Below are 22,337 nucleotides of genomic sequence, written 5' to 3' on the forward strand. Positions count from 1 at the left end.
GCGCTGTCTATCGACGCAAATAGATTTCGTCCAGCGGTCATAAACGCGCAATACGCCGCATCTGTGTAATTTGTCACCATGCGGCGGTGTTTTTTGATGTTTCGCCACCACATCTTTTGGTTCATCGACGAATCGAGCGCAGTTGATTCGGCGAGGGACTGCAGGATTGCAGAGATCTTGAAGGGTTGACCGATCAGCGCGGCGGAACTGTTGCCATCATGCTGGGGCGCTGGCTGATTGTTTCATACCAAGCCGCCAAGGCATCATTTCCGTTCCGCCATCCTCGCGCCTCGTGTCGCAGGTCCAGATAGCCAAGCGCACAGGCAACCGCGATGTGACCCATGTCAAATGGCCCCGACAGATGCGCCATCCACCGCTGATTCAAGACAGCACAAGCCCGGTCGATCTTAACCCATTGCGATTCGACCCAGGGCTCCCATTTCTTGTCATCGGGGCGCAGCCGATCTTCATAGGTCATCAGCAGGGCTGCATCCAAGATACCATCCGCCAATGCTTCAAGCGTCAAAACATCCCAGCGGCGCGCGCCCTCGGGATAGAACTGCCCGCCAGCCCGCGCGTCCAGAAACGCGCAGATCACCCGACTGTCGAACAAGGTGGGGCCATCCGGGCGCTCGAGCGCCGGAACCTTGGTCAAAGGGGCCTTGCCCAGCAAAGGTGCCGCGGGTGTAATTGGTGTACCGGCCACCGTTTCCAACGCAACATCCTCAAGCTGGTTGGTTTCATGTAGCAATACCATGACCTTGCGCACATAGGGCGAGGTGTGGCTGTGATAGAGTTTCATCGGCGCTCTCCTTGATCCACGCGACCTTACAAGAGCGGTGTGGAAACGAAACCCGTCAATTTTCGGCTTCCTTAATTGCCTGCATCAGGTTTTGCAGCTCTGATAGTTCAGAGCCAAACCCATGCGCACCAATCTGATCCGCTGCCCGCAGGCGCACTTCATCGGGTTTGTTCTGGTTCAGCTTCCATGTGCCTTGAATTTCGTCAACCCGGAACCGGCAGGGCACGATCATCCGCATCATGCGAGCCAGCGCTTCCTCGTTCATCTTTGCGGTCACCCAAGGCGGTTTCGGGCGCAGGCGATCCTCATAGAAGGCCGATTGCCGATCCAGAACGTCCCGCAGTTCTTCCGCTGGCCGCCGTTCCAAGACACCGGTCAAATGCACGGCGACATAGTTCCACGTGGGCACCTGATCGACGACCCCGTACCAATCGGGCGAGACATAGCTGTCTGGCCCTGACACCGCGATTCGCGCTGTCAAAGGCTGTTTCAGCGCGCCAACGATCGGATTGGAACGCACCAGATGCAGATCGGCCCAAGTGCCATCCTCAGCAAGTAGAAATGGCACATGGCTCAACAACGGCGCCACCTCGGTCGACAGCGCCAATACGCCAAACCCCCGTGTCCGGGCAAAGGCAATGTTGCGCGCGTCTGTCTCTTTCCGAAAGGCAGGGTTCGGGTGCATGGCAATCCTCCTGCCAAATGCTCTTGCAGAACCGCGCGCGCCTTGGCAAGGTCGCGACGTTCTCAGGGCGGGGTGAAATTCCCCACCGGCGGTATGCGGGCCACGCCCCGTCAGCCCGCGAGCGGCCCCAGACCGGGGTGTCAGCAGATCTGGTGAGAGGCCAGAGCCGACGGTGAAAGTCCGGATGAAAGAGAACGCGCAAACGGGCCGGTGATGCGGCGCGTCTGCTCGTGATCGCCTTGGGTGACGTGTCTGCAAACTCAGGAGGTCCACATGACACACACCCGCTTCGCCTTCATCAAAGCCAATTGGCATTCCGACATCGTTGACCGCGCGCTGGAGGGGTTCCTGGAACTCATCCCATCTGATCAGGTCGATGTCTTTGATGTCCCTGGCGCGTTTGAAATGCCGCTGCTGGCCCGCGATCTGGCCCAAACCGGTCAATACGGTGCCATAGCCTGCGCCGCCTTTGTGGTGGACGGCGGCATCTATCGCCACGATTTTGTCGCCCAGGCCGTGGTCGATGGCCTGATGCGCGCGGGCCTGGATACCGGCATTCCGGTCCTGTCGGTCTCACTGACACCCCACCAGTATCAAGAAACCGATCATCACAACGCCATCTACCGCGACCATTTTGTGCAAAAAGGGCGCGAGGCCGCCCAAGCCGCACTCAGCATCACAAAAACCCAGCAGGCCCTGAAAGCAGCCTGATCTCTTCTTCTGTTCGCAAATACCTCGGGGGTGAATTGAGCCGCAAGCTCAAGAGGGGGCTGGCCCCCTCCCCCCTTCTCACCGGAATCTGCTTGAGGCCAAAGGCGCGCACCGGTAATCACAGCGCGCAAAGGAGCACTGCCTCATGTCGATGAACAGCTTTGGACATCTTTTCCGCGTCACCACCTGGGGTGAAAGCCACGGTCCTGCTTTGGGGGCCACCGTCGATGGATGTCCGCCGGGCGTGGAGATCGGTGAGGCTATGATCCAGCATTGGCTGGACAAACGCAAACCGGGGCAGAACAAGTTTACCACCCAGCGGCGTGAGCCCGATCAGGTGAAAATCCTGTCAGGGGTGTTCGAAGGCCAGACCACCGGGACTCCGGTGCAGCTGATGATCGAAAACACCGACCAGCGCTCCAAGGACTACGGGGATATCATGGACAAGTTCCGCCCCGGCCATGCCGATATCACCTATTGGCAGAAATACGGCATTCGCGATTATCGCGGTGGCGGGCGCAGCTCTGCCCGTGAAACCGCGTCACGCGTCGCTGCCGGAGGGTTGGCACGCGAGGCGATCAAGCAGATCGTACCCAATGTGCAGATCACCGGATATATGGTCCAGATGGGTCCGCGCCGCATCGACCGTTCGAATTTCGACTGGTCTCAGATCGAACAGAACCCGTTCTGGACGCCTGATGCAACAGCCGCCGAGGACTGGGCCACTTATCTCGACGAGCTGCGCAAATCCGGCAACTCGGTCGGCGCGGTGGTCGAAGTGGTGGCGCGCGGTGTTCCCGCCGGGCTGGGCGCGCCGATTTATGCCAAGTTAGACACCGATTTGGCCGCCGCGATGATGTCAATCAACGCTGTGAAGGGCGTCGAAATCGGCGAGGGCATGGCCGCCGCCGAACTGACCGGTGAGGCCAATGCAGATGAGATCTTCATGGGGCAGAACGGCCCGCAATACAGCTCGAACCACGCGGGTGGTATTCTGGGTGGCATCTCGACCGGTCAGGACATCGTGGTGCGCTTTGCGGTCAAGCCAACCTCTTCTATTCTGACCACCCGCAAGACGATCACCAAATCCGGCGAAGAGACCGAGATCATCACCAAAGGTCGCCACGACCCCTGCGTCGGCATCCGGGCTGTGCCAGTGGGTGAGGCGATGATGGCCTGCGTGATCCTGGACCATTTACTGCTGCATCGTGGTCAAATTGGCGAGAACCGTGGTCAGATTGGCTGATCTTCACTCCCGTTTGCGCGCCATCGTCGCGCAGCGGATGCAAACGGATCCCGCCCATGATCTGGCCCATCTGGACCGGGTCTGGACCAATGCACAGGCAATTGCAGAGGATCATGTTGATCTGACGGTTCTATTGTCAGCATGCTATTTGCACGACCTGATAAACCTGCCCAAAAACGATCCCGACCGGCATCTTGCCTCGCGCCAATCCGCGCAAGCTTCAGAGCCTATTCTGAGGGATTTGGGCTTGGACGACCACCGGATTCGCGCCGCACAGCATGCAATCGAGGCGCATAGCTTTTCCGCAAATATTCCGCCGCGCTCGACCGAGGCGCGTATCCTGCGTGATGCAGATCGGCTGGACGCGCTGGGCGCCATTGGCATTGCCCGGTGTTTCGCCGTGTCCGGGGCTTTGGGCCGTGCGCTTTATGATCAGGATGACCCTTTTGCCCAGGAGCGCGCGTTGGACGATTTGAGCTTTGCCATTGATCACTGGAAGGTCAAACTGCTCAACCTTCCCGATGACATGCTGACCGAAGGTGGACGCGATCTGGCGCGCAAGCGGGTGGCCCAGATGCGCGGCTTTTTGGAGGTGTTGGCCCAAGAGGTCGGACACCCTCTGCCAGACAATTGGAAAACCGGCTGATTGGTACAATCCCGTCGTTGATCTTTCCGCAGCAAAGGCGCAGGGTCGCGCTCAATGGCACAATCCTTAACATCGCATCGACCCATGCTTGCCGTGGGGCTGAAACTGGCCGCTTTGCTTTTGTTCACGGCGATGTCTGCCCTGGTCAAAGCGCTGTCTGACGCGTTTCCAGCCGGTGAGCTGGTCTTTTTCCGCTCTCTTTTCGCCATTCCTGTGATCATCGCCTGGCTGATCTGGCGCGGCGAGTTGGTGCAGGGCTTTGTGGTCAAGAAACCTATGGGCCATTTTTGGCGCGGCGTGCTGGGAACCAGCGCGATGGGGTTGACCTTTACCGGCCTGAGCCTGCTTCCGCTGCCGGAAGTTACAGCTATTGGCTACGCCACTCCGATCTTTACGCTGATTCTTGCAGCTCTGATCCTGGGTGAGCGCATTCGCATGATCCGCATCGGGGCTGTTGCACTTGGTCTGTTGGGTGTTCTGATCATGATCTGGCCCCGGTTGGGCAGCACCCAGATGGAAGCTGCGGCAACTATTGGTGCGCTTTGTGTTCTGACCGCGACCGTTGCGCGGGCCTTTGTGCAGATCCACATCCGGCAATTGGTCAAGGTCGACCACCCCGCCGCGATCGTCTTCTACTTCTCGATGACCGCCAGTCTTCTGGCCAGCCTGACCGCCTTTTGGGGCTGGGTCATGCCGACACCAGAACAGGCTCTGATATTGGTCACAATGGGCTTGATCGGCGGAGTGGCGCAAATTCTGGTCACCTCATCCTATCGGTTTGGTCAGGCCTCGATGCTGGCCCCGTATGACTATGCAACGATGCTGTTTGCGATTTTCATCGGCTATGTCTGGTTCGACGAATTGCCGACAATGGCCATCCTATTGGGGGCGGCGCTGGTGATTGCGGGCAACATCGTGGTCGTCTGGCGTGAACACCAGCTGGGGCTTGAACGTGGCAAGGCGCGTTCTTTGACCGATCACAAACCGTGACTTTACCTTTCGCCAACTTCACCTAGGTTGGCCCGAACAGAGAATGAGGGTTCCCGATGAGCGACGCGCAGGATCACAAGGAAAAGATGCAGAAGGTGCAGGCCAAGCACCGCAAGAAAGTGTCCGAGGCCGTGGATCCGGGTCGAGGGCTGGTGCTGGTCAATACCGGCAAGGGCAAGGGCAAATCCTCGGCGGCCTTAGGGGTTGTGGTCCGGGCATTGGGCTGGGGTCAGAAAGTTGCCGTGGTGCAGTTCATCAAGGGAAAGTGGAAAACCGGTGAGCGCCGCTTTTTCCAGGAACGTGATCTGGTCACTTGGCACACGATGGGGGAAGGGTTCACCTGGGATACGCAGGACCGCGACCGCGATATTGCCGCCGCCACAGCTGCCTTTGGCAAAGCCTGCGACCTGATGGCCAGCGGTGAGTATGATCTGTTGCTCCTGGATGAGATCAACATAGCGCTGCGATACGAATACCTCTTGGTCGAGGACGTCATAAACGGGCTTGAGGCACGCTCGGAGAAGACCAGCGTGGTGCTGACGGGCCGGGATGCGCCGCAGGCCTTGCGCGACTATGCGGATCTGGTCACCGAAATGACCGAAGAGAAACACCCGTTTCAAGCCGGGATCAAAGCGCAGCGCGGTCTGGACTATTAAACGGAAAATGCCCCGGGTTGTCCGGGGCATTCCATGTGATGTTCTGTTTTGGCTTATGCGCGGCTTTGCGGATCCAGCGTTACTGACCAAAGCTCGGTATCGGCGCGGTCCATCAGACGCACGGTCATCTGCTGTGTCGCTCCGTCGATATCGACCAGACCAAAGAATTGCAGCCCCTCGCTGGGTGGCAGGTTCACGCCCTGACCCTCTTCCGGCGCTTTGACGAACTTGACCTCGGGCCCAAAGGTGCCATCCAGGCTGTTGGGACCGAAAGTGCCAGCGTGCAGCGGGCCTGAGACGAACTCCCAGAACGGTTCAAAATCCTGGAATTGGGCCTTGTTAGGGTCGTAATAGTGCGCGGCGGTATAGTGAACATCTGCCGTGAACCAGACCGTGTTGGTCACGCCGGCTGTCTTGATGAAACGCAGCAGATCCGCGATCTCAAGCTCGCGCCCCTTGGCCGGGCCGCTATCCCCATTCGAGATCGCCTCGGCCCCGGCTTGTTCTTTCCAGTTGTCCCAGACGATCAGGCCAATGGGCATGTCAGAGGCGATCACTTTCCAGGTGGCCTGCGACGATGCCAGTTCCTGCTTGAGCCATGCCAGTTGCTCGGCACCCAGAATGCGCGACTGATCGGTGATCTCATCCTCCATCGCCGGGCCGTTCGGGCCGCGATAGCTGCGCAGGTCCAGGAAGAAGACATCCAGCATCGGCCCGTACGAAATCTTACGATACACGCGACCGGGTTCAGCCGGGGTGATCCGCAACGGGGTCATCTCGTGGAAAGCACGACCGGCACGGGCTTGCAGCACGTGAACGGATTTTTCGCTATAGCGGTCATCCGAGATCAGATCTTTGGCGTCCGACCAGTTGTTGACGACCTCATGGTCATCCCATTGGAAGAAGGTCGGGCAGACAGCGTTCATGGCGCGGACATGGTCGTCCATCATGTTGTATTTCCACTGCGCGCGGAATTCGTCCAGCGTTTCGGCCACTTTGCGCTTTTCATCGATCAGGGTGGTGTTCTTCCAGATCACCTGCCCGTCTTTTTCCACCTCATCCTGCATTGGACCGTCGGCATAGATCGTGTCACCCGAATGGATGAAGAAATCCGGGCGGTGCTGCGCCATGGTGGCATAGGTGCGCATCCCATCGTCGTCGATGCCCCAGCCCTGACCGGCAGTGTCGCCCGACCAGGCAAAGCGGATATTGCGGCGCGAGGTGGGGGCAGTACGGAATTGACCGACAATAGGCTCTGATACGGCGTTGATATCGCTCAGGTCAGCGGCCACGAAACGGTAGAAGATGTCCTGATCCGAAGGCAGTCCGTCGATCAGCCGCTTGACGGCAAAATCGCTGTTGGGGATTGCGTCCATCGGTGGCAATTGGCGCGCGTCCGCAAAACTTTCGGTGGTTGAGACTTCCATCATCACACGGGCAGGGCGGTCTGTGCGGGTCCAGATCATACCCGAGGATGTATCTACGTCGCCCGACTGGACACCATGAGTGAAGACCGGACGCGATGCGGCTCGGCTGATGGCGGGCAGGGCCAGAGACGCAGCAAATGCTGTGCTTCCGGCCAGAAAGCTCCGGCGTGAGGGGCGAATGAGTTTGGTCATGAGGGCTCTCCTGGGTTGGGACCTTGGTTCAGGTCGCGCGGTTGGCGAGCGGAAAAGAGCCGCCATTTGTAAAACATTGGGCTCAGTTTCGTGAAAGTATCACAATGATCTTATGACAGTTGTGGATAACGCGTCTAGTTGTCGATGCCGTAGGTACGCCAAGGCGCGCGTTGCCCAGAATCAAAAACCCCCGCCGAAGCGGGGGCTGGTAAGGTTACGACCGGACCAGTTTTTCGTAATCTTCCGCGATCTCGCGGGTCAGGTCGCCGACCTCGAAGGTATACTCACCAATCTGGCCCACAGGGGTGACCTCGGCCGCGGTGCCGGTCAGCCAGCATTGCTCGAAATCGGCCATTTCTTCGGGTTTGATCCGGCGTTCATGTACGGTGATGCCTTTGTCTTTCAGCATCTGGATTACGGTCTGGCGGGTGATGCCGTTCAGAAAACAATCGGCCAGGGGGGTATGAACCTCGCCGTCTTTCACGAAAAAGACGTTGGCCCCGGTTGCTTCGGCCACGTAACCGCGCCAATCCATGAACAACGCGTCCGAGCAGCCTTTGGCCTCGGCCTTGTGCTTTGAGATGGTGCAGATCATGTAAAGCCCGGCTGCCTTGGCGTGAACCGGGATGGTTTCGGGGCTGGGCCGCTTCCATTCTGCGATGTCCAGCTTGGCCCCTTCGAATTTGGCGTCGCCATAATAGGCGCCCCAGGGCCAGACAGCGATGGCCATCCGCACTGGGTTTTTGGCTGACGCCACGCCCATATCTTCACCCGAACCGCGCCAAACCAGGGCACGCACATAGGCGTCCTGCAAACCGCTGGCTTTCAAAGCTTCTTCTTTTGCGGCTTCGATCTGGTCCACCGTGTAAGGCATCGGCATATCCAGTGCTTCGGCCGAAGCAATCAGGCGCTCGGAATGCTCGCGGCTTTTGAAGATCTTGCCGTTATAGGCGCGCTCTCCTTCGAACACGGAAGAGGCATAGTGCATTGCGTGGGTCAGGATATGCACATTGGCGTCGCGCCAGGGTACCAGCTTGCCATCCAACCAGATGGTTCCGTCACGATCGTCATATCCCGCCATGCTATCCTCCTGAACCGGCACGTTTTCCGATTGTTGCGTCATTTAGGTCCGTTTCGGACATAATGTTGCTCAAAAACTGCGATTCGATACCGCTGCGCCCTTGGAATGTCAATATCACTGACATAAGCTGAGGCGCAAAACCTACGAGGCAAACCATGTCTGATACCCGGCCCTCATCAGCCTTTGGCGGTGAAAGCCTTTTGTTTCTGACGGATGAGCAGCTGCGTCAGGGCATTGAGGCGATGTTCTTCGCATATCGCGGCTTTACCGCCGATCCCGATCGCATTCTGACCGAGATGGCCTACGGCCGCGCCCACCACCGGGCAATCCATTTCATCAACCGCGCGCCGGGCACAACGGTGAACAATCTGTTGGCGATTTTGGGTGTGACAAAGCAATCCTTGAACCGGGTCCTGCGCAGTCTGATCGATGATGGTTTGGTCGAAAGCCGGGTCGGAACAGTGGACAAACGCGAACGCCACCTATTTCTAACAGAACAAGGAAAGGCGTTGGAGGCGAAATTGTCAGATGCGCAACGTGCGAGAATGCGGGCAGCCTATAAGGATGCAGGCCCGGATGCGGTGGCGGGCTTTCGCAAAGTGCTTGAAGCGATGATGGATGCTGATATGCGTCATGCCTACACGAAATTGCGGGATACGACTTCATGAGCGAACAGGACGCCCATCTGCTGATCATTGACGATGATGAGCGGATCCGAGACCTCCTCAAGAAATTTCTGGTGCGCAGCGGGTTTCTGGTGACGTCAGCGCGGGATGCCGCACATGCGCGGCGGGTCTTGTCGGGGCTGGATTTTGATCTGATTGTTCTGGACGTCATGATGCCGGGCGAAGACGGTGTCAGCCTGACGCGGTCTTTGCGGGAAACGAATGCCACACCGATCCTGTTGCTGACCGCCAAAGGCGAGACCGAGCATCGGATTGCCGGGCTTGAGGCCGGTGCGGATGATTATCTGGCGAAGCCGTTTGAGCCTAAGGAGTTGTTGCTGCGGATCAATGCGATCCTGCGGCGCATGCCGGAAGCACCCGCGCAAGAGGCCATTGCAAAGATCCTGAACCTGGGCCCGATCCGTTATGACATCGAACGGGGCGAGATGTGGCAGGGCGAAGACCCGGTGCGTCTGACGGCAACGGAAAGCCAGTTGATGAAGATCTTCTCGGCCCAGCCGGGTGAGGCGATCAGCCGTGCCAAACTGGTCGAGGATCTGGGCCGCGACAAAGGGCAGGCGCAGGAACGGGCGGTGGATGTGCAAATCACCCGATTGCGCCGCAAGATCGAGCAGGATCCGAAACAGCCCCGTTATTTGCAGACCGTTCGTGGCGCGGGCTATATGCTGGCGCCGGATTGAGTGTGCCGCTGTGCGGCGATTTTTGCCTTCGGCGAGGATATTTTTAGCCAGATGAAGATGGGATCCCGATGACCACAGCGCTTTTGACCCATGCCGATTGCCTGAACCATGTCACGCCCGAGGGTCACCCCGAGCGAGTGGCGCGGTTGGAGCACGTGCTGCATGCGCTGGAGGGGTTGGAACTGAAGCGGGTCGCAGCGCCGATGGCGGCGGATGATGATTTGCTGAGGGTGCATCCCGAAAGCCATATTCGCGAGATACAATCAACGCGCCCAACCGAGGGCTATGCGCAGATTGACGGCGATACGTTAATGTCTCCCGGCTCGCTGGATGCGGCCTATCGTGCGGCAGGGGCGGCGGTTCGTGCGGTTGATCTGGTTCTGGGCGGCGAGGCGACGAATGCGTTTTGTGCCATTCGCCCGCCGGGGCACCATGCGGAATCCGAGACGCCCATGGGGTTTTGTCTGTTTGGCAATGCGGCTTTGGCGGCGAAGCACGCGTTGGATCATCACGGGTTGAACCGTGTTGCGGTGGTGGATTTCGATGTGCATCACGGCAATGGCACGCAGGATCTGCTGTGGGATGAGCGGCGCGCTTTGGTGATCACCAGCCAGCAGATGCCGCTGTGGCCCGGATCGGGCCGGCCCGATGAGACCGGAGCCTTTGAAACTGTTTTGAACATCCCTCTGGCCCCCGGAACAGGTGGTGGTGAGATGCGTGCTGCCTATGAAGCGCAGGCCTTTCCCCGTTTGCGAGCGTTCAAGCCGGAATTGATCATTATCTCGGCGGGTTTTGACGCGCATCAGGATGATCCTTTGGCCAATCTGAACTGGTCCACCGGTGATTTTGCCTGGATCACGGCCGAGCTATGCAAGATCGCCGATGAGCTGTGTCAGGGACGTATCGTCTCGACTCTGGAAGGCGGGTATGATCTGAACGCATTGGCCGAAGCGACACGCGCCCATGTGGAAGAACTGATGAAGGCAGCAAGATGACCGAGACCCCCGTTGATCAGATGACGTTTGAACAAGCGATGAAAGAGCTTGAGGCCGTTGTGGGCCAGTTGGAGCGCGGCGACGTGGCACTGGATCAGTCGATTGCCCTTTATGAACGTGGGGCGGCGCTTAAGAAACGCTGCGAGGACGAGTTGAAGCGCGCCGAGGAGAAAGTGGCCGCGATCACTCTGGACGCTGATGGTCAGCCCACCGGGACAACGCCTGTCGAAGGTCAGTAAATGTTTCGTGAAATTCTGGCGCAGGATGCCGCGCGTATTCAGGCCCAGTTCGATCTGGTTCTGCGGGCGCTGGACGATATCGAAGTGACACGTGCGATGGGGTATGCCACGCAGGGCGGCAAACGGTTGCGCGGGTTTCTGGTGTTGGAAAGCGCGCGTTTGCATAATGTTGATGTCGCGCGTGCGATCTGGCCTGCGACCGCGATTGAAGCCTTGCATGCCTATTCCTTGGTGCATGACGATCTGCCTTGCATGGACGACGATGACCTGCGCCGTGGACGCCCCACTGTGCACGTCAAATGGAATGACGGGATTGCTGTGCTGGCAGGGGACGCGCTGCAAACCTTGGCGTTTGAGCTTTGCACACGACCAGAGGTCGGAGGGGCTGAAACTCGCGCTGAATTGGCTCTAACACTGGCGAAAGCCAGCGGTGCTCAGGGGATGGTTCTGGGGCAGGCCTTGGATATCGCGGCTGAGACTGCGGCAGAGCCTTTGACCTTGGACCAGATCACCCGGCTGCAAGCGGGCAAGACCGGCGCTCTGATCGAATGGTCGGCCTGCGCGGGTGCGCGGTTGGCACAGAGCGATCCGGCCCCCTTGCGCCAATATGCCCAAGCGCTTGGCCTTGCTTTTCAAATCGCTGATGACATTTTGGATGTAGTAGGTGATGCCGAAAAGGCCGGAAAGCGGCTGCAAAAAGATGCCGACGCGGGCAAGGCAACCTTTGTTTCGCTGTTGGGTCTGGATGCGGCCAAGTCTCGCGCTGCCGAGCTTGTCGATCAGGCCTGTGCCGCGCTGGACAGCTATGGCCCCAAGGCAGAAACCTTGAAGCAGGCTGCCCGCTTCGTTATTGCCCGGGACAGCTAAGCCAGGAATGCCAAATGTCTGACCGCCCGAATACGCCTCTGTTGGACCTTGTGAACCGCCCTGCGGACCTCAAGCAGTTTTCAGACGCGCAACTGCATCAGCTTGCCAGTGAATTGCGGGCCGAGACGATCTCGGCCGTGTCGGTCACGGGTGGACATTTGGGTGCCGGGTTGGGTGTGGTCGAGCTGACCACAGCGCTGCACGCCGTGTTTGACACGCCGCGTGACAAGATCATCTGGGATGTTGGCCATCAGTGCTATCCGCACAAGATCCTCACCGAACGCCGTGATCGGATTCGAACATTGCGGATGAAAGACGGGCTAAGCGGGTTCACCAAACGCAGCGAAAGCCCATATGACCCCTTTGGTGCGGCGCATTCCAGCACGTCGATCAGCGCGGCGCTGGGCTTTGCCGTGGCGCGGGATCTGGGCGGTGTCACACCCGAAGGGCTGGGCGACGCGATTGCGGTGATCGGTGACGGCTCGATGTCGGCGGGCATGGCCTTTGAGGCGATGAACAACGCGGGCCATCTGAGAAAACGCCTGATCGTAATCCTGAACGACAATGAGATGAGCATCGCGCCGCCGGTGGGGGCCTTGTCGAACTATCTGTCCCGGATCTATGCCGAAGAGCCGTTCCAAGATCTGAAAGCCGCCGCAAAGGGTGCGGTGTCGCTGTTGCCGGAACCCTTCCGCGAAGGCGCCAAGCGCGCCAAAGAGATGCTGAAAGGCATGGCTGTTGGCGGAACCTTGTTTGAAGAGCTGGGCTTTTCCTATCTCGGCCCCATTGACGGGCATGATATGGACCAGTTGCTGCCGGTTCTGCGTACGGTCAAAGCGCGCGCGACCGGGCCGATCCTGATCCATGTGCTGACCAAGAAAGGCAAGGGATACGCCCCTGCCGAGCAGGCGCGCGACAAGGGCCATGCGACGGCCAAGTTCGACGTGGTCACGGGTGAGCAGAAAAAGGCGCCTTCAAACGCACCGTCTTATACTTCGGTCTTTGGCAAGACGCTGGTCGAAGAAGCCGCGCGGGATGACAAGATCGTTGCGGTCACCGCCGCGATGCCCGATGGCACTGGGCTGAACCTCTTTGCCGAACGCTATCCGTCCCGCTGTTTCGATGTGGCCATTGCCGAGCAGCATGGTGTAACGTTTTCGGCTGCACTGGCCGCTGGCGGGATGAAGCCGTTTTGTGCGATCTATTCGACCTTCTTGCAGCGTGGCTATGATCAGGTGGTTCATGACGTCGCCATTCAGCGCCTGCCTGTCCGCTTTGCCATCGACCGTGCAGGTCTGGTGGGCGCGGATGGGGCGACCCATGCGGGTTCTTTCGACATTGCCTACCTCGCCAACCTGCCGGGCATGGTTGTGATGGCCGCCGCGGATGAGGCTGAACTGATGCATATGGTCGCCACCGCCGTGGCCCATGACGCGGGGCCCATCGCCTTCCGCTATCCGCGTGGCGAAGGCGTTGGTGTTGATCTGCCCGAACGTGGCGAAGTGCTGGAGATCGGCAAGGGCCGCATGATTCAAAAAGGCGCGCGTGTGGCGCTGCTGTCTTTTGGCACCCGCCTGTCCGAGGTGCAGAAGGCCGCCGAGGCTCTTTCGGCCCGTGGCATTACGCCTACCATCGCCGACGCGCGATTTGCCAAACCATTGGACCGCGACCTGATCCTTGATCTGGCCAAAGATCACGAGGCGCTGATCACCATAGAAGAGGGCGCCGTGGGCGGGTTTGGCAGCCATGTCGCGCAGCTTTTGGCCGACGAGGGCGTCTTTGATCGCGGGTTGAAATATCGCTCGATTGTGTTGCCGGATGTGTTTATCGACCAAGCCAGCCCCGCCGACATGTATGCGGTGGCGGGCATGAATGCCGAACATATCGAGGCCAAAGTCCTCTCGGTTCTCGGTATCGCCACCATCGGTGAAAAACGAGCCTGATACAGCGAGATTGGCGCCTCAGTCGCCAACCGTGTTGATCAAGCTCTGCGCGCGTCTGAGGCCCGCGATCACATGGTTTTGCCCTCGTGTCAGTTCAGTGCGCGAAAAGCCCTGAAGCGTTTCTGCGCGCGTGGCGATCTTTGTCGCCTCTTCCAGGGCGGGCAGAGGTGGGATCGTCAGGGCCGGATCATGGCGGAACCGATCCGAGCGGTTGAAATTCAAAGGCACCAGAATGCGCGCAAGGGCCTGGATCACCTGATTGGCAGCCGATTCCGGGATCGCCCCGCTTTGGGCGCGCTCATAGAACGCCTCAAGGTCGGCCAGTAGGGCGGCGATGGCTGTTGATGTTCTGGACAGGTCAAAATGATCAGCCGCTTGCGTCTGATAGTCCGCGATGGTCGCCTGAAACTCGTGCATCGTGGCGCGCCAGTCCATGGGCAGGATGCCCGCATTGGCGTTGCGGAAGACGGCAAGTAGATAGACTTTGATATCGCGCAGCAGAATGTCCTTATCGGCAATCTCGAGCGTATCGTTTTCCGTATGCCACGCGATGTTCATGCCGCAGCCGCCGACCGCATAGTATCCCAACTCTTCCCGATGGGCGTCGGTCATGGCAGAGGACAGCATCAGATAGCTGGAGATGCCGATATCGTTGAACGAATAGTCCCCCGCGCGATGCGGACGTTCGGACTGGAGCGTTTTGCCGGCGACATCCTTGATGACCTTCGCCAAGAAATCATGCGCTTCGGACATGACCGAGACATTTATGAACTCGGTGGCCCAGCGGCAGCCGGGACTGTCGCAATTCACCTGCGCGACGCAGTTTTCATCGAGGTCCAGCGCAAACGTATCCGAATACCAGGTTGATCCTGCGTATCGCCCGGTCGAATGGCCTGGCCACCAACAGATCTTGACCGTGCGCCGCAGCTTGTCACGATTGGCCCAAAGGACGCGCGCGATCTCCAACATGGTCGCGTCGCCCGTGGCATTGTCGCCGACGCCCACATCCCAGCTGTCCAAATGGCCATGGAGCAGCACGTATTTTTCTGGCTCTTCAGAGCCGGTGATCGTGATTTCGGGTAGTTTCGAGGTGAACCAACCCTCTTCCATCTCGGTAAAGATCGTGGCCTCACCTCCGGCTTTGGCAATCTCGATCAGCGCCTTGCCGCTCTCCATATTCACCGCTGCTGCTGGGATTGCGGGCTTGCGATGTAGGTCACTTGCACTTGGGATACCCCAGATAGTGGTGCAAATCCCCCAATGGATATCAACGCCGGGATTGATGGCGATGACGCCCACGGCACCGCAGCCTTCCATCAAAGAAATGATGGCGGGGCTGGCAAAGCCTTCGGTCAGGACAATTTTGCCGCGCACACGGGCTTCCATCTCGGGCCCGGCCTCAAGCTGGCTTTCGAACGCATCCTCTTCGTCCATATTCGTGGTGCCCCGGATATAGACCAGCGGGCCACTAAAACCGTCCGGCGCATTGGCGCTGAATGCCGGAGGTTTGGCACGATAGGTCACGCCTTGTGCTTCGACCCGTGCCTCTCCGGGTAAGCTCAGGAAAAGCTCGGGTTCGCGTACGTTCACTTCGACCCCGTGTTTGGTCAGTCGTTCGACCACCTCATCCATACCGCGATTTACGTCGTTGGGATGCTCGCGCTTGAAGGTTGCGAAACTCTCGACCAGAGCCCAGGGCTCATCAATCGCGACCTGGTCAAGCAATGCGGTTTCTTCGGGGGTCATGGGGATCTCCAATGTTTTATTGAGTGAAACTCAGTAGCGTTGAATAAAACATTGACGAATAAATTGATTCCGCGCAACGCCCCCGTCCAGGAGGTGCGTGTGAAAGAAAAGTGGAAAGTGCCTAAAACTTGAGCACGTGCCCGGATCAGCCCAATGTCAGCTTTTCCGAGATCTCATTCGCGGCAGTGAGCGCCTTTTCGATATAGCTTGCACGCCGCACCTCATCGAGCCGAACCGACGCACCCGCCACCGACAGGCCTGCGATAATCTCGCCGGCACTGTTCTTGATCGGCGCTGCGATCGAAAAAGCTCCGTCATCCAGATCATTGATCGCCACGTTGTACCCATTGGCCCGGATCAGCAGCAAAACCTCGCGCAACCTGTTCGGGTCGGTGATCGTGTGGGGGCTGAATTGTTCAAGCTTGCTGGCCAGAACACTGTCGCGAATACTGGGTTCGGCATAGGCCAGCAGCAGCATCGAAGCGCCACCAGCATGGAGCGGTCCGCGCCTGCCTGGTTGGGCAAATAGCCTTATACTATGCAGCCCTTCGCGTGTTGCGATGGCAACAGAAGAGGTGGCCTCGCGGATCACGAGGTTCACGTTTTCACCCGTGTCGTCACGCAGGGCGTCCATCACCGGACGGGCAACTTGTAACAGCGCGCCTTCGCGCCCAACGCGCTCACCCAAAAGCGCCACGCGATACCCCAGCGAATAGATCGCGCGCTCTTCATCGCGTTGAACATAGCCATCTTCTTCCAGCGTTTGCAAAAGGCGGAACACGATCGATTTCGTCAGCCCAAGCTTGTCGGCCAAAGCCGTTGCGCCGATGCCGGGAGTCTCGGCCAACGCCTCCATCACGCGCAACGCGCGTGCCACGGCGTCGATGCGATAGGATTTGCGGTCATTTCCGGCTTCTACAGTTTCCTGCGACATGGATTGCTTTGACGCCCTTGCTTTTAATCGAATCTGTGTTTTACTGAATGAACGATAGCAAACCTGTTTCAGTGAGTAAAACAAAAAAGAATCCCATGGCGGTGACGTCAATGGGAGGCCACGGGAAAGGTACTGCACAATAGGCGGCGGATAATCGACCGTCACTATCGAAACAGCCCGCGTGCCCGTGGGCCAACCAACGGGAGAATGACCTTGAAGACTCTTGTTAAGGCCGCTGCAGGGGTAGCTGTCGGAGCATCGCTCTGGGCAGCAACCGCCAGCGCACAGGACCAAATCCGAACCATCGAACTTTTGACCCGACCGCAAGCCGCTCAACCGGCCGAGTTTCAGGCGATCCAGCTAATCGCGCAGGAATGGCGCAAGCTGGGGCTGGATGTGAATGTAAATGTCATGCCTTGGTCCCAGATGGCTGATGCTGTCTGGTATAACCGTGACGATTGGGATGTAACTGCGTGGCAGATGACGGGACGGCCCGAGCGGTCTGACCCGGATGAGATCATCTTCAACCTGTTCCATTCGTCTACGGCAGAGAACGGGTATAACTTCATCGGATATGAAAACCCCGAATATGACGCTCTGGTCGAAGAACAGCGCGTAACGGTCGATCCCGAAGCGCGTCAGAAACTGGTGTTGCGAGCACAGGAAATTCTGGATGCCGATCAACCCAACATGATGCTGGTTCACCCGCAGCAGGCTTTTGCCTTTGATAAGACCGTGTTTGACCCTGCAACCGTCGTGGATCAATCCGGCATCGGCATCCGCAGCTATTGGACCTGGCTGGAGCTGACACCCACCGGCGACCAGAAAGACATCATCGTCAACAGCTCGGACAATGTGATTGCGGTTAACCCGCTTTATATCTCGGGCGTGACAGACAACTGGCTGACCGAGTTGATTTATGACCGCCTGTTCCGGGTTGGTCCTGATGGTCTTCCGCAGCCTTGGGCTGCCGAAAGCTATGAATGGCGCGATGACACGACCATTGCGATCACGCTGCGCGACGGTTTGACCTTCCATGACGGCAAGCCGGTCACGGCCGAGGATGTGGTGTTTTCCTACGCGGCCACCACAGGGGGCGAGGCCCCGATGTACGCGCCATTTGGCAGCAATGTGGCCAGCGTTGACGTCGAAGGGGACAACACGATTGTCTTTTCGCTGAATACGCCTTCGGCCTCGTTCCTGACGTCAAGCCTGGCCAAGATCAACATCATCCCGAAACATGTGTGGGAACCGGTCCTGGCGGATCTGTCCACAAAGGATGAGAATGCGGAAAGCTATCAGGAAGATACTCCCATCGGGTCTGGTGCCTATAAGTTTGTTCGCTGGCTGCCGAATGAGGAAATCGTGCTTGAGGCCAATGCAGACCATTTCAATGCGCCCAAGGCCGAACGGTTCATCCTGCGCCTTGTGCCCAATGCCGAAGCCGCCCTTGGGATGCTGCGTTCGGGTGAGTTGAACTTCCTGACCGACTTCCAAGGCGACCCACAGGTTCTGCTGGATGCGGCTGAACAGGATGGCGATCTCGAGGTGGTCTCAACCGTTGATATCGGTTTCCGCTATGTGGCCTTCAACCTGCGCCGCCCACCGTTCAACGACCCTGCATTCCGCCGAGCGCTATCCGCAGCGGTGGACCGGCGCCTGATCGTGAACGCAGCGTTCAAGAAATTCGCTGTCCCATCGAACTCGGTCGTGTCCCCTGCGCTGGAATACTGGCACGCGAGCGATGTTGTCAGCGGGTTTGAAGCAGGCAGCGATGTGGCCAAGGCGATCCTGGAAGAGGCTGGCTATGGCGACATCGGTGATCGGCTGACTTATCCCGACGGTGTGACGGAAACACTCGCGGACTAACGCCTGTCGGCATGGCGCGGCGGGTAACTGCCGCGTCATTTTCTTAACATTAGACCCTATTGGGCCCCTCAGGACCAGCGATGAGCACCCTCAAGCCTTTCCTTATACGAACGCTGCAGCTTTTGCTTGTGCTCTGGGCGGTCGTGACGATCCTGTTTTTGATGTTTCGGCTGATGCCCGGCAATCCGCTGGCCGCCTATATCGACCCGACCTTCACAGCCGAACAGCAAGAGGCGCTTATTCGTCAGTTCGGTCTGGATAAGCCACTCTGGCAGCAATATTTCACCTATCTGGGCAATCTTTTGCAGGGTGAGCTTGGCGATTCCTTTCGCTACCGCACCCCTGTGGCCGAGCGTATTTTGCTGTTGCTCCCCAATACTCTGATCCTGACGTTTTCATCCCTGATCGTGGCCTATACCTTCGGCATTCTCGCCGGTGCCTGGCTGGCGTGGAAGCGCAACTCGCGGTTCGAGGCCGCGGCCTTGCCCGCCGTTCTGGCGACCCGCGCCATGCCCGAGTTCTGGCTGGGCATGGTCTTGCTTGCTATCTTCTCGTTCTCGCTTGGGTGGTTTCCCGCGGGTGGAACCCGTTCGGCGGGCACCAGCTATGACAGCCTTTGGCAGCTTTATACCTCGGCCAATTTCCTGTCTCATCTGTTCCTGCCGATGATGACGCTGGCGATCTATTCGCAAGGCCTGCCGCTGCTTTTGATGCGTTCGAACATGCTGGACGTGATGAAAGAGGATTTCGTCACCATGGCCAAGATCAAAGGCCTGTCGCCCTCGGCTGTGGTGATCCGTCATGGCGCGCGCAATGCGTTGCTGCCGGTGATGACGTCTTTTGCCATCGCGGTCGGCTATCAGTTACAGGGCAATGTGGTGGTTGAAAGCGTATTCTCTTGGCCGGGTCTGGGCCGAGAGCTGGTAAATGCCGTTGCAGCTTCGGACTACCCTCTGGCACAGGGGGCGTTTTTGATGATCGCCATTGTGGTGATCACCATGAACCTGATCGCCGATCTGCTTTATACCTTCCTGGACCCAAGGATTTCTCATGCCTGATACGACGATCAAGGCGTCTTCGGGTGTGGCGCGCATTTTCGAAGCCATCAAACTGCCGGTTGGCGACCCATTTGCGTTGGCGGGGCTGCTTATCTATGCGCTGTTTATCGTAACAGCACTGGCTGCACCGCTGATCGCGCCCTATGACCCGACCGAGATCCTCTATACCGCTGATTACGACCTCGCCTCGGACCTTTTGCCGGGACAGGAGGGGCATATTCTGGGCACCACATCGCTTGGGCGGGATATCTTTTCGCAGATTGTCTGGGGTGCGCGGTCGGCCTTGCTGGTTGGGTTCACAGCGGCCTTCATGGTTGCCTTTATCGGCTCGGTCGTTGGGCTGCTGGCGGGCTATTTCGGGGGTCATGTCGATGCGGTTTTGATGCGCTTGGCCGATGTGGCGTTTGGCATTCCGTTTCTGCCCTTCGTCATCGTGATCTCGGCCTTTTCCGAACCGTCGATCTGGAACACAGTTATTGCGATGGCTTTGGTTCTTTGGCGCGACACGGGCCGTGTGATCCGGTCACAAGTCCTCTCGCTTCGGTCGCGCGGATATGTCGAGGCTGCCCGCGTCGTTGGCTCATCCGATCTGAAGATCATCCTGCGCCATATAACCCCCAATATCCTGCCGCTCAGCTTTCTTTATGGCTCAATCGCCATTGGCTGGGCCATCCTGACCGAGGCGTCGATCAGCTTTCTTGGATTTGGCGACCCGGATGCGATCAGTTGGGGCTTTATGCTGCAGGACGCGTTTGCCAGCCAGGCGCTAGCGCGACAGGCCTATCACTGGTTCATTCCACCGGGCTTGGCGATCATCCTTGTCGTCAGCGCCGGGTTCTTCATTTCACGCGGGTATGAAAACCTGCTGTTCCCCAAGCTAGGTCGCTGAAATGGCTGAGACACTCCTTTCGATCCGCGACCTTTCCATCGCCTATGAGGTGGGGTCAAAAGACGTTGTCGCTGTTAGCGGCGCATCTTTTGACGTGCCGCAAGGCACCATCGTTGGCCTTGTCGGTGAATCCGGGTGCGGTAAGACAACGATGGCCCGCGCTTTGACCCGCGTGATTGCCGACAACGCGCGGATTGATGGCGGAGCGATGCAGTTCGACGGTCAGGATCTGGCGGCCTTGTCCGAACGCGACATGAACGCGCTGCGCTGGCGCGACATTTCCTTTATCCCGCAATCCGCGATGAACTCGCTCGATCCGGTCTATCGCGTGGAATACCAGATCATCGAGGTTCTGCGCGACCGGGGCGGGATGCGTAAGGCGCAGGCGCGGGCACGCGCCGTTGAACTGTTCGAGATGGTGGGCATTGATCCGGGCCGCCTGCGTGACTTTCCGCATCAATTCTCGGGCGGGATGCGTCAGCGCGCGGCGATTGCGCTGGCTTTGGCTCTGAACCCCAAGCTGGTTGTCGCCGATGAACCGGTGACTGCGCTGGACGTGATCATCCAGCGGCAGATCCTGGATCAACTGCGCGGGTTGCAGCGCGAATTGGGGCTGTCTGTCATCATGGTGACCCATGATATTTCCGTGGTGGCCTATATCTGCGACCGGACCGTGGTGATGTATGCGGGCAAGGTCGTTGAAAACTGCGATACCGCAACGCTTTTGAACGAACCGCTGCACCCCTACACCATGGGCCTGAAGAACGCGTTCCCCGATCTGCAATCTGCAGGCACGGGGGTTTTGACGCCTATCGCCGGCAGCCCTCCGGATTTGATTGATCCACCCAAAGGCTGTCGTTTTGCCGCGCGTTGTCCCTTTGCCACTGATCTGTGCCGCAACACCGAACCCGCGCTAACCGAGGCTGCGCCTGATCACCATGTCGCCTGCCACCGCGCCAGTGAGGCTGCTGTGCTGCGTGAAACTGCCAAAGATCCCGCGACATGGGGGGCAGTCGCATGACCGTACCTCTGATCCAGATGGAGAACGCCCAGCTTCACTACAAAATCGGTAATGCGATTTCGGCGATGATGGGCCTGCCAGCGACAGTCAAGGCTGTGGATGGCGTCAATTTGACCCTAAACAAAGGCGAAAGCGTCGGTTTGCTGGGGGAATCGGGCTGCGGCAAAACGTCGATGGGGCGCATCCTCGTCCGGCTGGAAGAGATCACAGGCGGGTCGGCGCAGTTTGACGGGCAAGAGATCAAGGATCTTTCGGGCGATGCGTTGCAGGCGTTCCGCAGCCGATCGCAAATGATCTTTCAGAACCCGTTTGACGCTGTGAACCCGCGTTACTCGATCCGCAAGACGCTGGAAGAGCCCTTGGCCAATGCCCGCATCCCACAGGCGGAATGGCAAGGCCGCATCGTCGAAGTGCTGGAGCTTGTGGGCCTGGGCGATCCGACGCAGTTTCTTGAACGCTTTCCGCATCAGCTGTCCGGTGGGCAATTGCAACGGGTGGTGATGGCCCGAGCGCTTATTCTAGAACCTGAATTTGTGGTCGCGGATGAGCCGGTCTCGATGCTGGATGTATCCGTGCGCGCCGGTGTTCTGAATGTGTTTCGCGATGTGCGCGACCGGCTGGGACTGACGGCGATCTATATCAGCCATGATCTGGCGCTGGTGCGTTATGTCTGCGACCGGACAATCGTCATGTATCTTGGCCGGATCATGGAGGACGGGCCAACCGAAGACATCGTGCACGCGCCGCTGCATCCCTATAGCCAGGCCTTGGTTGCTGCTGTTCCTACGCCCCATGTTGACCAAAGCCATGATCCCCTGCCCATCGGTGGTGGCGCGCCCGATCCGCGCAATCCACCTTCGGGCTGTGTATTTCGGGATCGTTGCCCCCGGGCGCAGGCGCGCTGTTCTGACGAAATCCCCTTGCCGCGCCCCATCGGAACACGCCGCGTCGCGTGTCATTTCGCCGAAGAATGA

22 protein-coding genes and 1 riboswitch are annotated in these 22,337 nt (G+C 58.7%); of the genes, 16 read left to right on the forward strand and 6 right to left on the reverse strand.

Going from position 1 to position 22,337, the window contains the following annotated elements:
* Positions 1 to 193: 193 nt before the first annotated feature.
* Positions 194 to 802, reverse strand: a complete 609-nt coding sequence (locus GOX45_RS02460; protein ID WP_171097621.1) for a glutathione S-transferase — start codon at positions 800 to 802, stop codon at positions 194 to 196.
* A 55-nt stretch (positions 803 to 857) separates the two neighbouring features.
* A complete protein-coding gene (locus tag GOX45_RS02465; protein WP_171097623.1) occupies positions 858 to 1,487 on the reverse strand; it encodes an FMN-binding negative transcriptional regulator in 630 nt (209 codons plus the stop codon).
* A 54-nt stretch (positions 1,488 to 1,541) separates the two neighbouring features.
* Positions 1,542 to 1,687, forward strand: a riboswitch (FMN riboswitch).
* Positions 1,688 to 1,739: 52 nt separating this feature from the next.
* On the opposite strand from GOX45_RS02465, the gene GOX45_RS02470 reads away from it, so the two are divergent.
* The 5 genes from GOX45_RS02470 (at position 1,740) to cobO (ending at position 5,736) form a co-directional block, all read left to right on the forward strand.
* On the forward strand, positions 1,740 to 2,198 hold the full coding sequence (locus GOX45_RS02470; RefSeq protein ID WP_256415678.1) for a 6,7-dimethyl-8-ribityllumazine synthase: 459 nt from the start codon (positions 1,740 to 1,742) through the stop codon (positions 2,196 to 2,198).
* A gap of 145 nt (positions 2,199 to 2,343) precedes the next feature.
* The gene (aroC, locus tag GOX45_RS02475; RefSeq protein ID WP_171097627.1) at positions 2,344 to 3,444 is read left to right on the forward strand and encodes a chorismate synthase; all 1,101 of its coding nucleotides are present in this window, start codon (positions 2,344 to 2,346) and stop codon (positions 3,442 to 3,444) included.
* The gene (locus GOX45_RS02480; RefSeq protein ID WP_171097630.1) at positions 3,428 to 4,090 is read left to right on the forward strand and encodes an HD domain-containing protein; all 663 of its coding nucleotides are present in this window, start codon (positions 3,428 to 3,430) and stop codon (positions 4,088 to 4,090) included. Before aroC ends, GOX45_RS02480 begins: the two co-directional genes overlap by 17 nt.
* A gap of 54 nt (positions 4,091 to 4,144) precedes the next feature.
* Positions 4,145 to 5,080 (forward strand): DMT family transporter, encoded by a 936-nt coding sequence (locus GOX45_RS02485; protein ID WP_171097632.1) that lies wholly within the window; start codon positions 4,145 to 4,147, stop codon positions 5,078 to 5,080.
* Positions 5,081 to 5,136: 56 nt separating this feature from the next.
* Entirely contained in the window at positions 5,137 to 5,736 is a 600-nt protein-coding gene (gene cobO, locus GOX45_RS02490) for a cob(I)yrinic acid a,c-diamide adenosyltransferase (protein ID WP_171097634.1), read from the forward strand.
* 53 nt (positions 5,737 to 5,789) lie between these two features.
* Here cobO and GOX45_RS02495 read toward each other — a convergent pair whose 3' ends face one another.
* On the reverse strand, positions 5,790 to 7,355 hold the full coding sequence (locus GOX45_RS02495; protein WP_171097635.1) for an alkaline phosphatase: 1,566 nt from the start codon (positions 7,353 to 7,355) through the stop codon (positions 5,790 to 5,792).
* Between the two features lie 214 nt (positions 7,356 to 7,569).
* Complete coding sequence (locus GOX45_RS02500) at positions 7,570 to 8,436, reverse strand: branched-chain amino acid aminotransferase (protein ID WP_171098140.1); 867 nt, start codon at positions 8,434 to 8,436, stop codon at positions 7,570 to 7,572.
* A gap of 155 nt (positions 8,437 to 8,591) precedes the next feature.
* Between GOX45_RS02500 and GOX45_RS02505 the strand changes: the two genes are divergently transcribed.
* From GOX45_RS02505 to dxs, 6 genes are all read left to right on the forward strand, one after another.
* Positions 8,592 to 9,104: a MarR family winged helix-turn-helix transcriptional regulator gene (locus tag GOX45_RS02505; RefSeq protein WP_171097637.1), complete on the forward strand. Its 513-nt coding sequence runs from the start codon at positions 8,592 to 8,594 to the stop codon at positions 9,102 to 9,104.
* Positions 9,101 to 9,802, forward strand: a complete 702-nt coding sequence (locus GOX45_RS02510) for a response regulator (RefSeq protein WP_171097639.1) — start codon at positions 9,101 to 9,103, stop codon at positions 9,800 to 9,802. The genes GOX45_RS02505 and GOX45_RS02510 overlap by 4 nt, the downstream gene beginning before the upstream one ends.
* Positions 9,803 to 9,870: 68 nt before the next feature.
* Positions 9,871 to 10,797: a histone deacetylase family protein gene (locus GOX45_RS02515; protein WP_171097640.1), complete on the forward strand. Its 927-nt coding sequence runs from the start codon at positions 9,871 to 9,873 to the stop codon at positions 10,795 to 10,797.
* Positions 10,794 to 11,036, forward strand: a complete 243-nt coding sequence (locus GOX45_RS02520) for an exodeoxyribonuclease VII small subunit (RefSeq protein WP_171097642.1) — start codon at positions 10,794 to 10,796, stop codon at positions 11,034 to 11,036. The genes GOX45_RS02515 and GOX45_RS02520 overlap by 4 nt, the downstream gene beginning before the upstream one ends.
* On the forward strand, positions 11,037 to 11,903 hold the full coding sequence (locus tag GOX45_RS02525) for a polyprenyl synthetase family protein (RefSeq protein ID WP_171097644.1): 867 nt from the start codon (positions 11,037 to 11,039) through the stop codon (positions 11,901 to 11,903).
* A gap of 14 nt (positions 11,904 to 11,917) precedes the next feature.
* Positions 11,918 to 13,846: a 1-deoxy-D-xylulose-5-phosphate synthase gene (dxs, locus tag GOX45_RS02530; protein ID WP_171097654.1), complete on the forward strand. Its 1,929-nt coding sequence runs from the start codon at positions 11,918 to 11,920 to the stop codon at positions 13,844 to 13,846.
* Between the two features lie 18 nt (positions 13,847 to 13,864).
* On the opposite strand, the gene GOX45_RS02535 is transcribed toward dxs, so the two are convergent.
* Together GOX45_RS02535 and GOX45_RS02540 are read right to left on the reverse strand one after the other, a co-directional pair.
* On the reverse strand, positions 13,865 to 15,592 hold the full coding sequence (locus GOX45_RS02535; protein ID WP_171097657.1) for a M28 family metallopeptidase: 1,728 nt from the start codon (positions 15,590 to 15,592) through the stop codon (positions 13,865 to 13,867).
* 145 nt (positions 15,593 to 15,737) lie between these two features.
* On the reverse strand, positions 15,738 to 16,526 hold the full coding sequence (locus GOX45_RS02540; protein ID WP_171097658.1) for an IclR family transcriptional regulator: 789 nt from the start codon (positions 16,524 to 16,526) through the stop codon (positions 15,738 to 15,740).
* A gap of 207 nt (positions 16,527 to 16,733) precedes the next feature.
* Between GOX45_RS02540 and GOX45_RS02545 the strand changes: the two genes are divergently transcribed.
* The 5 genes from GOX45_RS02545 (at position 16,734) to GOX45_RS02565 (ending at position 22,337) form a co-directional block, all read left to right on the forward strand.
* Positions 16,734 to 18,395, forward strand: coding sequence for an ABC transporter substrate-binding protein (locus GOX45_RS02545; protein ID WP_171097660.1), 1,662 nt, complete (start codon positions 16,734 to 16,736; stop codon positions 18,393 to 18,395).
* A gap of 80 nt (positions 18,396 to 18,475) precedes the next feature.
* Positions 18,476 to 19,453, forward strand: coding sequence for an ABC transporter permease (locus GOX45_RS02550; RefSeq protein WP_171097662.1), 978 nt, complete (start codon positions 18,476 to 18,478; stop codon positions 19,451 to 19,453).
* On the forward strand, positions 19,446 to 20,342 hold the full coding sequence (locus tag GOX45_RS02555) for an ABC transporter permease (RefSeq protein ID WP_171097663.1): 897 nt from the start codon (positions 19,446 to 19,448) through the stop codon (positions 20,340 to 20,342). The genes GOX45_RS02550 and GOX45_RS02555 overlap by 8 nt, the downstream gene beginning before the upstream one ends.
* A 1-nt stretch (position 20,343) precedes the next feature.
* Positions 20,344 to 21,363, forward strand: a complete 1,020-nt coding sequence (locus GOX45_RS02560; RefSeq protein ID WP_171097665.1) for an ABC transporter ATP-binding protein — start codon at positions 20,344 to 20,346, stop codon at positions 21,361 to 21,363.
* Complete coding sequence (locus GOX45_RS02565; protein ID WP_171097667.1) at positions 21,360 to 22,337, forward strand: ABC transporter ATP-binding protein; 978 nt, start codon at positions 21,360 to 21,362, stop codon at positions 22,335 to 22,337. The genes GOX45_RS02560 and GOX45_RS02565 overlap by 4 nt, the downstream gene beginning before the upstream one ends.

Origin of the sequence: Ruegeria sp. HKCCD7255, assembly GCF_013031565.1 — a bacterium.
Taxonomy (GTDB): Bacteria; Pseudomonadota; Alphaproteobacteria; order Rhodobacterales; family Rhodobacteraceae; genus Ruegeria.

What these genes read in the sequence shown, in the direction of transcription:
- GOX45_RS02460 (WP_171097621.1), bottom strand. Translation starts at nt 802, where the DNA reads ATGAAACTCTATCACAGCCACACCTCGCCCTATGTGCGCAAGGTCATG.
- GOX45_RS02465 (WP_171097623.1), bottom strand. Translation starts at nt 1,487, where the DNA reads ATGCACCCGAACCCTGCCTTTCGGAAAGAGACAGACGCGCGCAACATT.
- aroC (WP_171097627.1), top strand. Translation starts at nt 2,344, where the DNA reads ATGTCGATGAACAGCTTTGGACATCTTTTCCGCGTCACCACCTGGGGT.
- GOX45_RS02485 (WP_171097632.1), top strand. Translation starts at nt 4,145, where the DNA reads ATGGCACAATCCTTAACATCGCATCGACCCATGCTTGCCGTGGGGCTG.
- cobO (WP_171097634.1), top strand. Translation starts at nt 5,137, where the DNA reads ATGAGCGACGCGCAGGATCACAAGGAAAAGATGCAGAAGGTGCAGGCC.
- GOX45_RS02495 (WP_171097635.1), bottom strand. Translation starts at nt 7,355, where the DNA reads ATGACCAAACTCATTCGCCCCTCACGCCGGAGCTTTCTGGCCGGAAGC.
- GOX45_RS02500 (WP_171098140.1), bottom strand. Translation starts at nt 8,436, where the DNA reads ATGGCGGGATATGACGATCGTGACGGAACCATCTGGTTGGATGGCAAG.
- GOX45_RS02505 (WP_171097637.1), top strand. Translation starts at nt 8,592, where the DNA reads ATGTCTGATACCCGGCCCTCATCAGCCTTTGGCGGTGAAAGCCTTTTG.
- GOX45_RS02510 (WP_171097639.1), top strand. Translation starts at nt 9,101, where the DNA reads ATGAGCGAACAGGACGCCCATCTGCTGATCATTGACGATGATGAGCGG.
- GOX45_RS02515 (WP_171097640.1), top strand. Translation starts at nt 9,871, where the DNA reads ATGACCACAGCGCTTTTGACCCATGCCGATTGCCTGAACCATGTCACG.
- GOX45_RS02520 (WP_171097642.1), top strand. Translation starts at nt 10,794, where the DNA reads ATGACCGAGACCCCCGTTGATCAGATGACGTTTGAACAAGCGATGAAA.
- GOX45_RS02525 (WP_171097644.1), top strand. Translation starts at nt 11,037, where the DNA reads ATGTTTCGTGAAATTCTGGCGCAGGATGCCGCGCGTATTCAGGCCCAG.
- dxs (WP_171097654.1), top strand. Translation starts at nt 11,918, where the DNA reads ATGTCTGACCGCCCGAATACGCCTCTGTTGGACCTTGTGAACCGCCCT.
- GOX45_RS02535 (WP_171097657.1), bottom strand. Translation starts at nt 15,592, where the DNA reads ATGACCCCCGAAGAAACCGCATTGCTTGACCAGGTCGCGATTGATGAG.
- GOX45_RS02540 (WP_171097658.1), bottom strand. Translation starts at nt 16,526, where the DNA reads ATGTCGCAGGAAACTGTAGAAGCCGGAAATGACCGCAAATCCTATCGC.
- GOX45_RS02545 (WP_171097660.1), top strand. Translation starts at nt 16,734, where the DNA reads ATGACCTTGAAGACTCTTGTTAAGGCCGCTGCAGGGGTAGCTGTCGGA.
- GOX45_RS02550 (WP_171097662.1), top strand. Translation starts at nt 18,476, where the DNA reads ATGAGCACCCTCAAGCCTTTCCTTATACGAACGCTGCAGCTTTTGCTT.
- GOX45_RS02555 (WP_171097663.1), top strand. Translation starts at nt 19,446, where the DNA reads ATGCCTGATACGACGATCAAGGCGTCTTCGGGTGTGGCGCGCATTTTC.
- GOX45_RS02560 (WP_171097665.1), top strand. Translation starts at nt 20,344, where the DNA reads ATGGCTGAGACACTCCTTTCGATCCGCGACCTTTCCATCGCCTATGAG.
- GOX45_RS02565 (WP_171097667.1), top strand. Translation starts at nt 21,360, where the DNA reads ATGACCGTACCTCTGATCCAGATGGAGAACGCCCAGCTTCACTACAAA.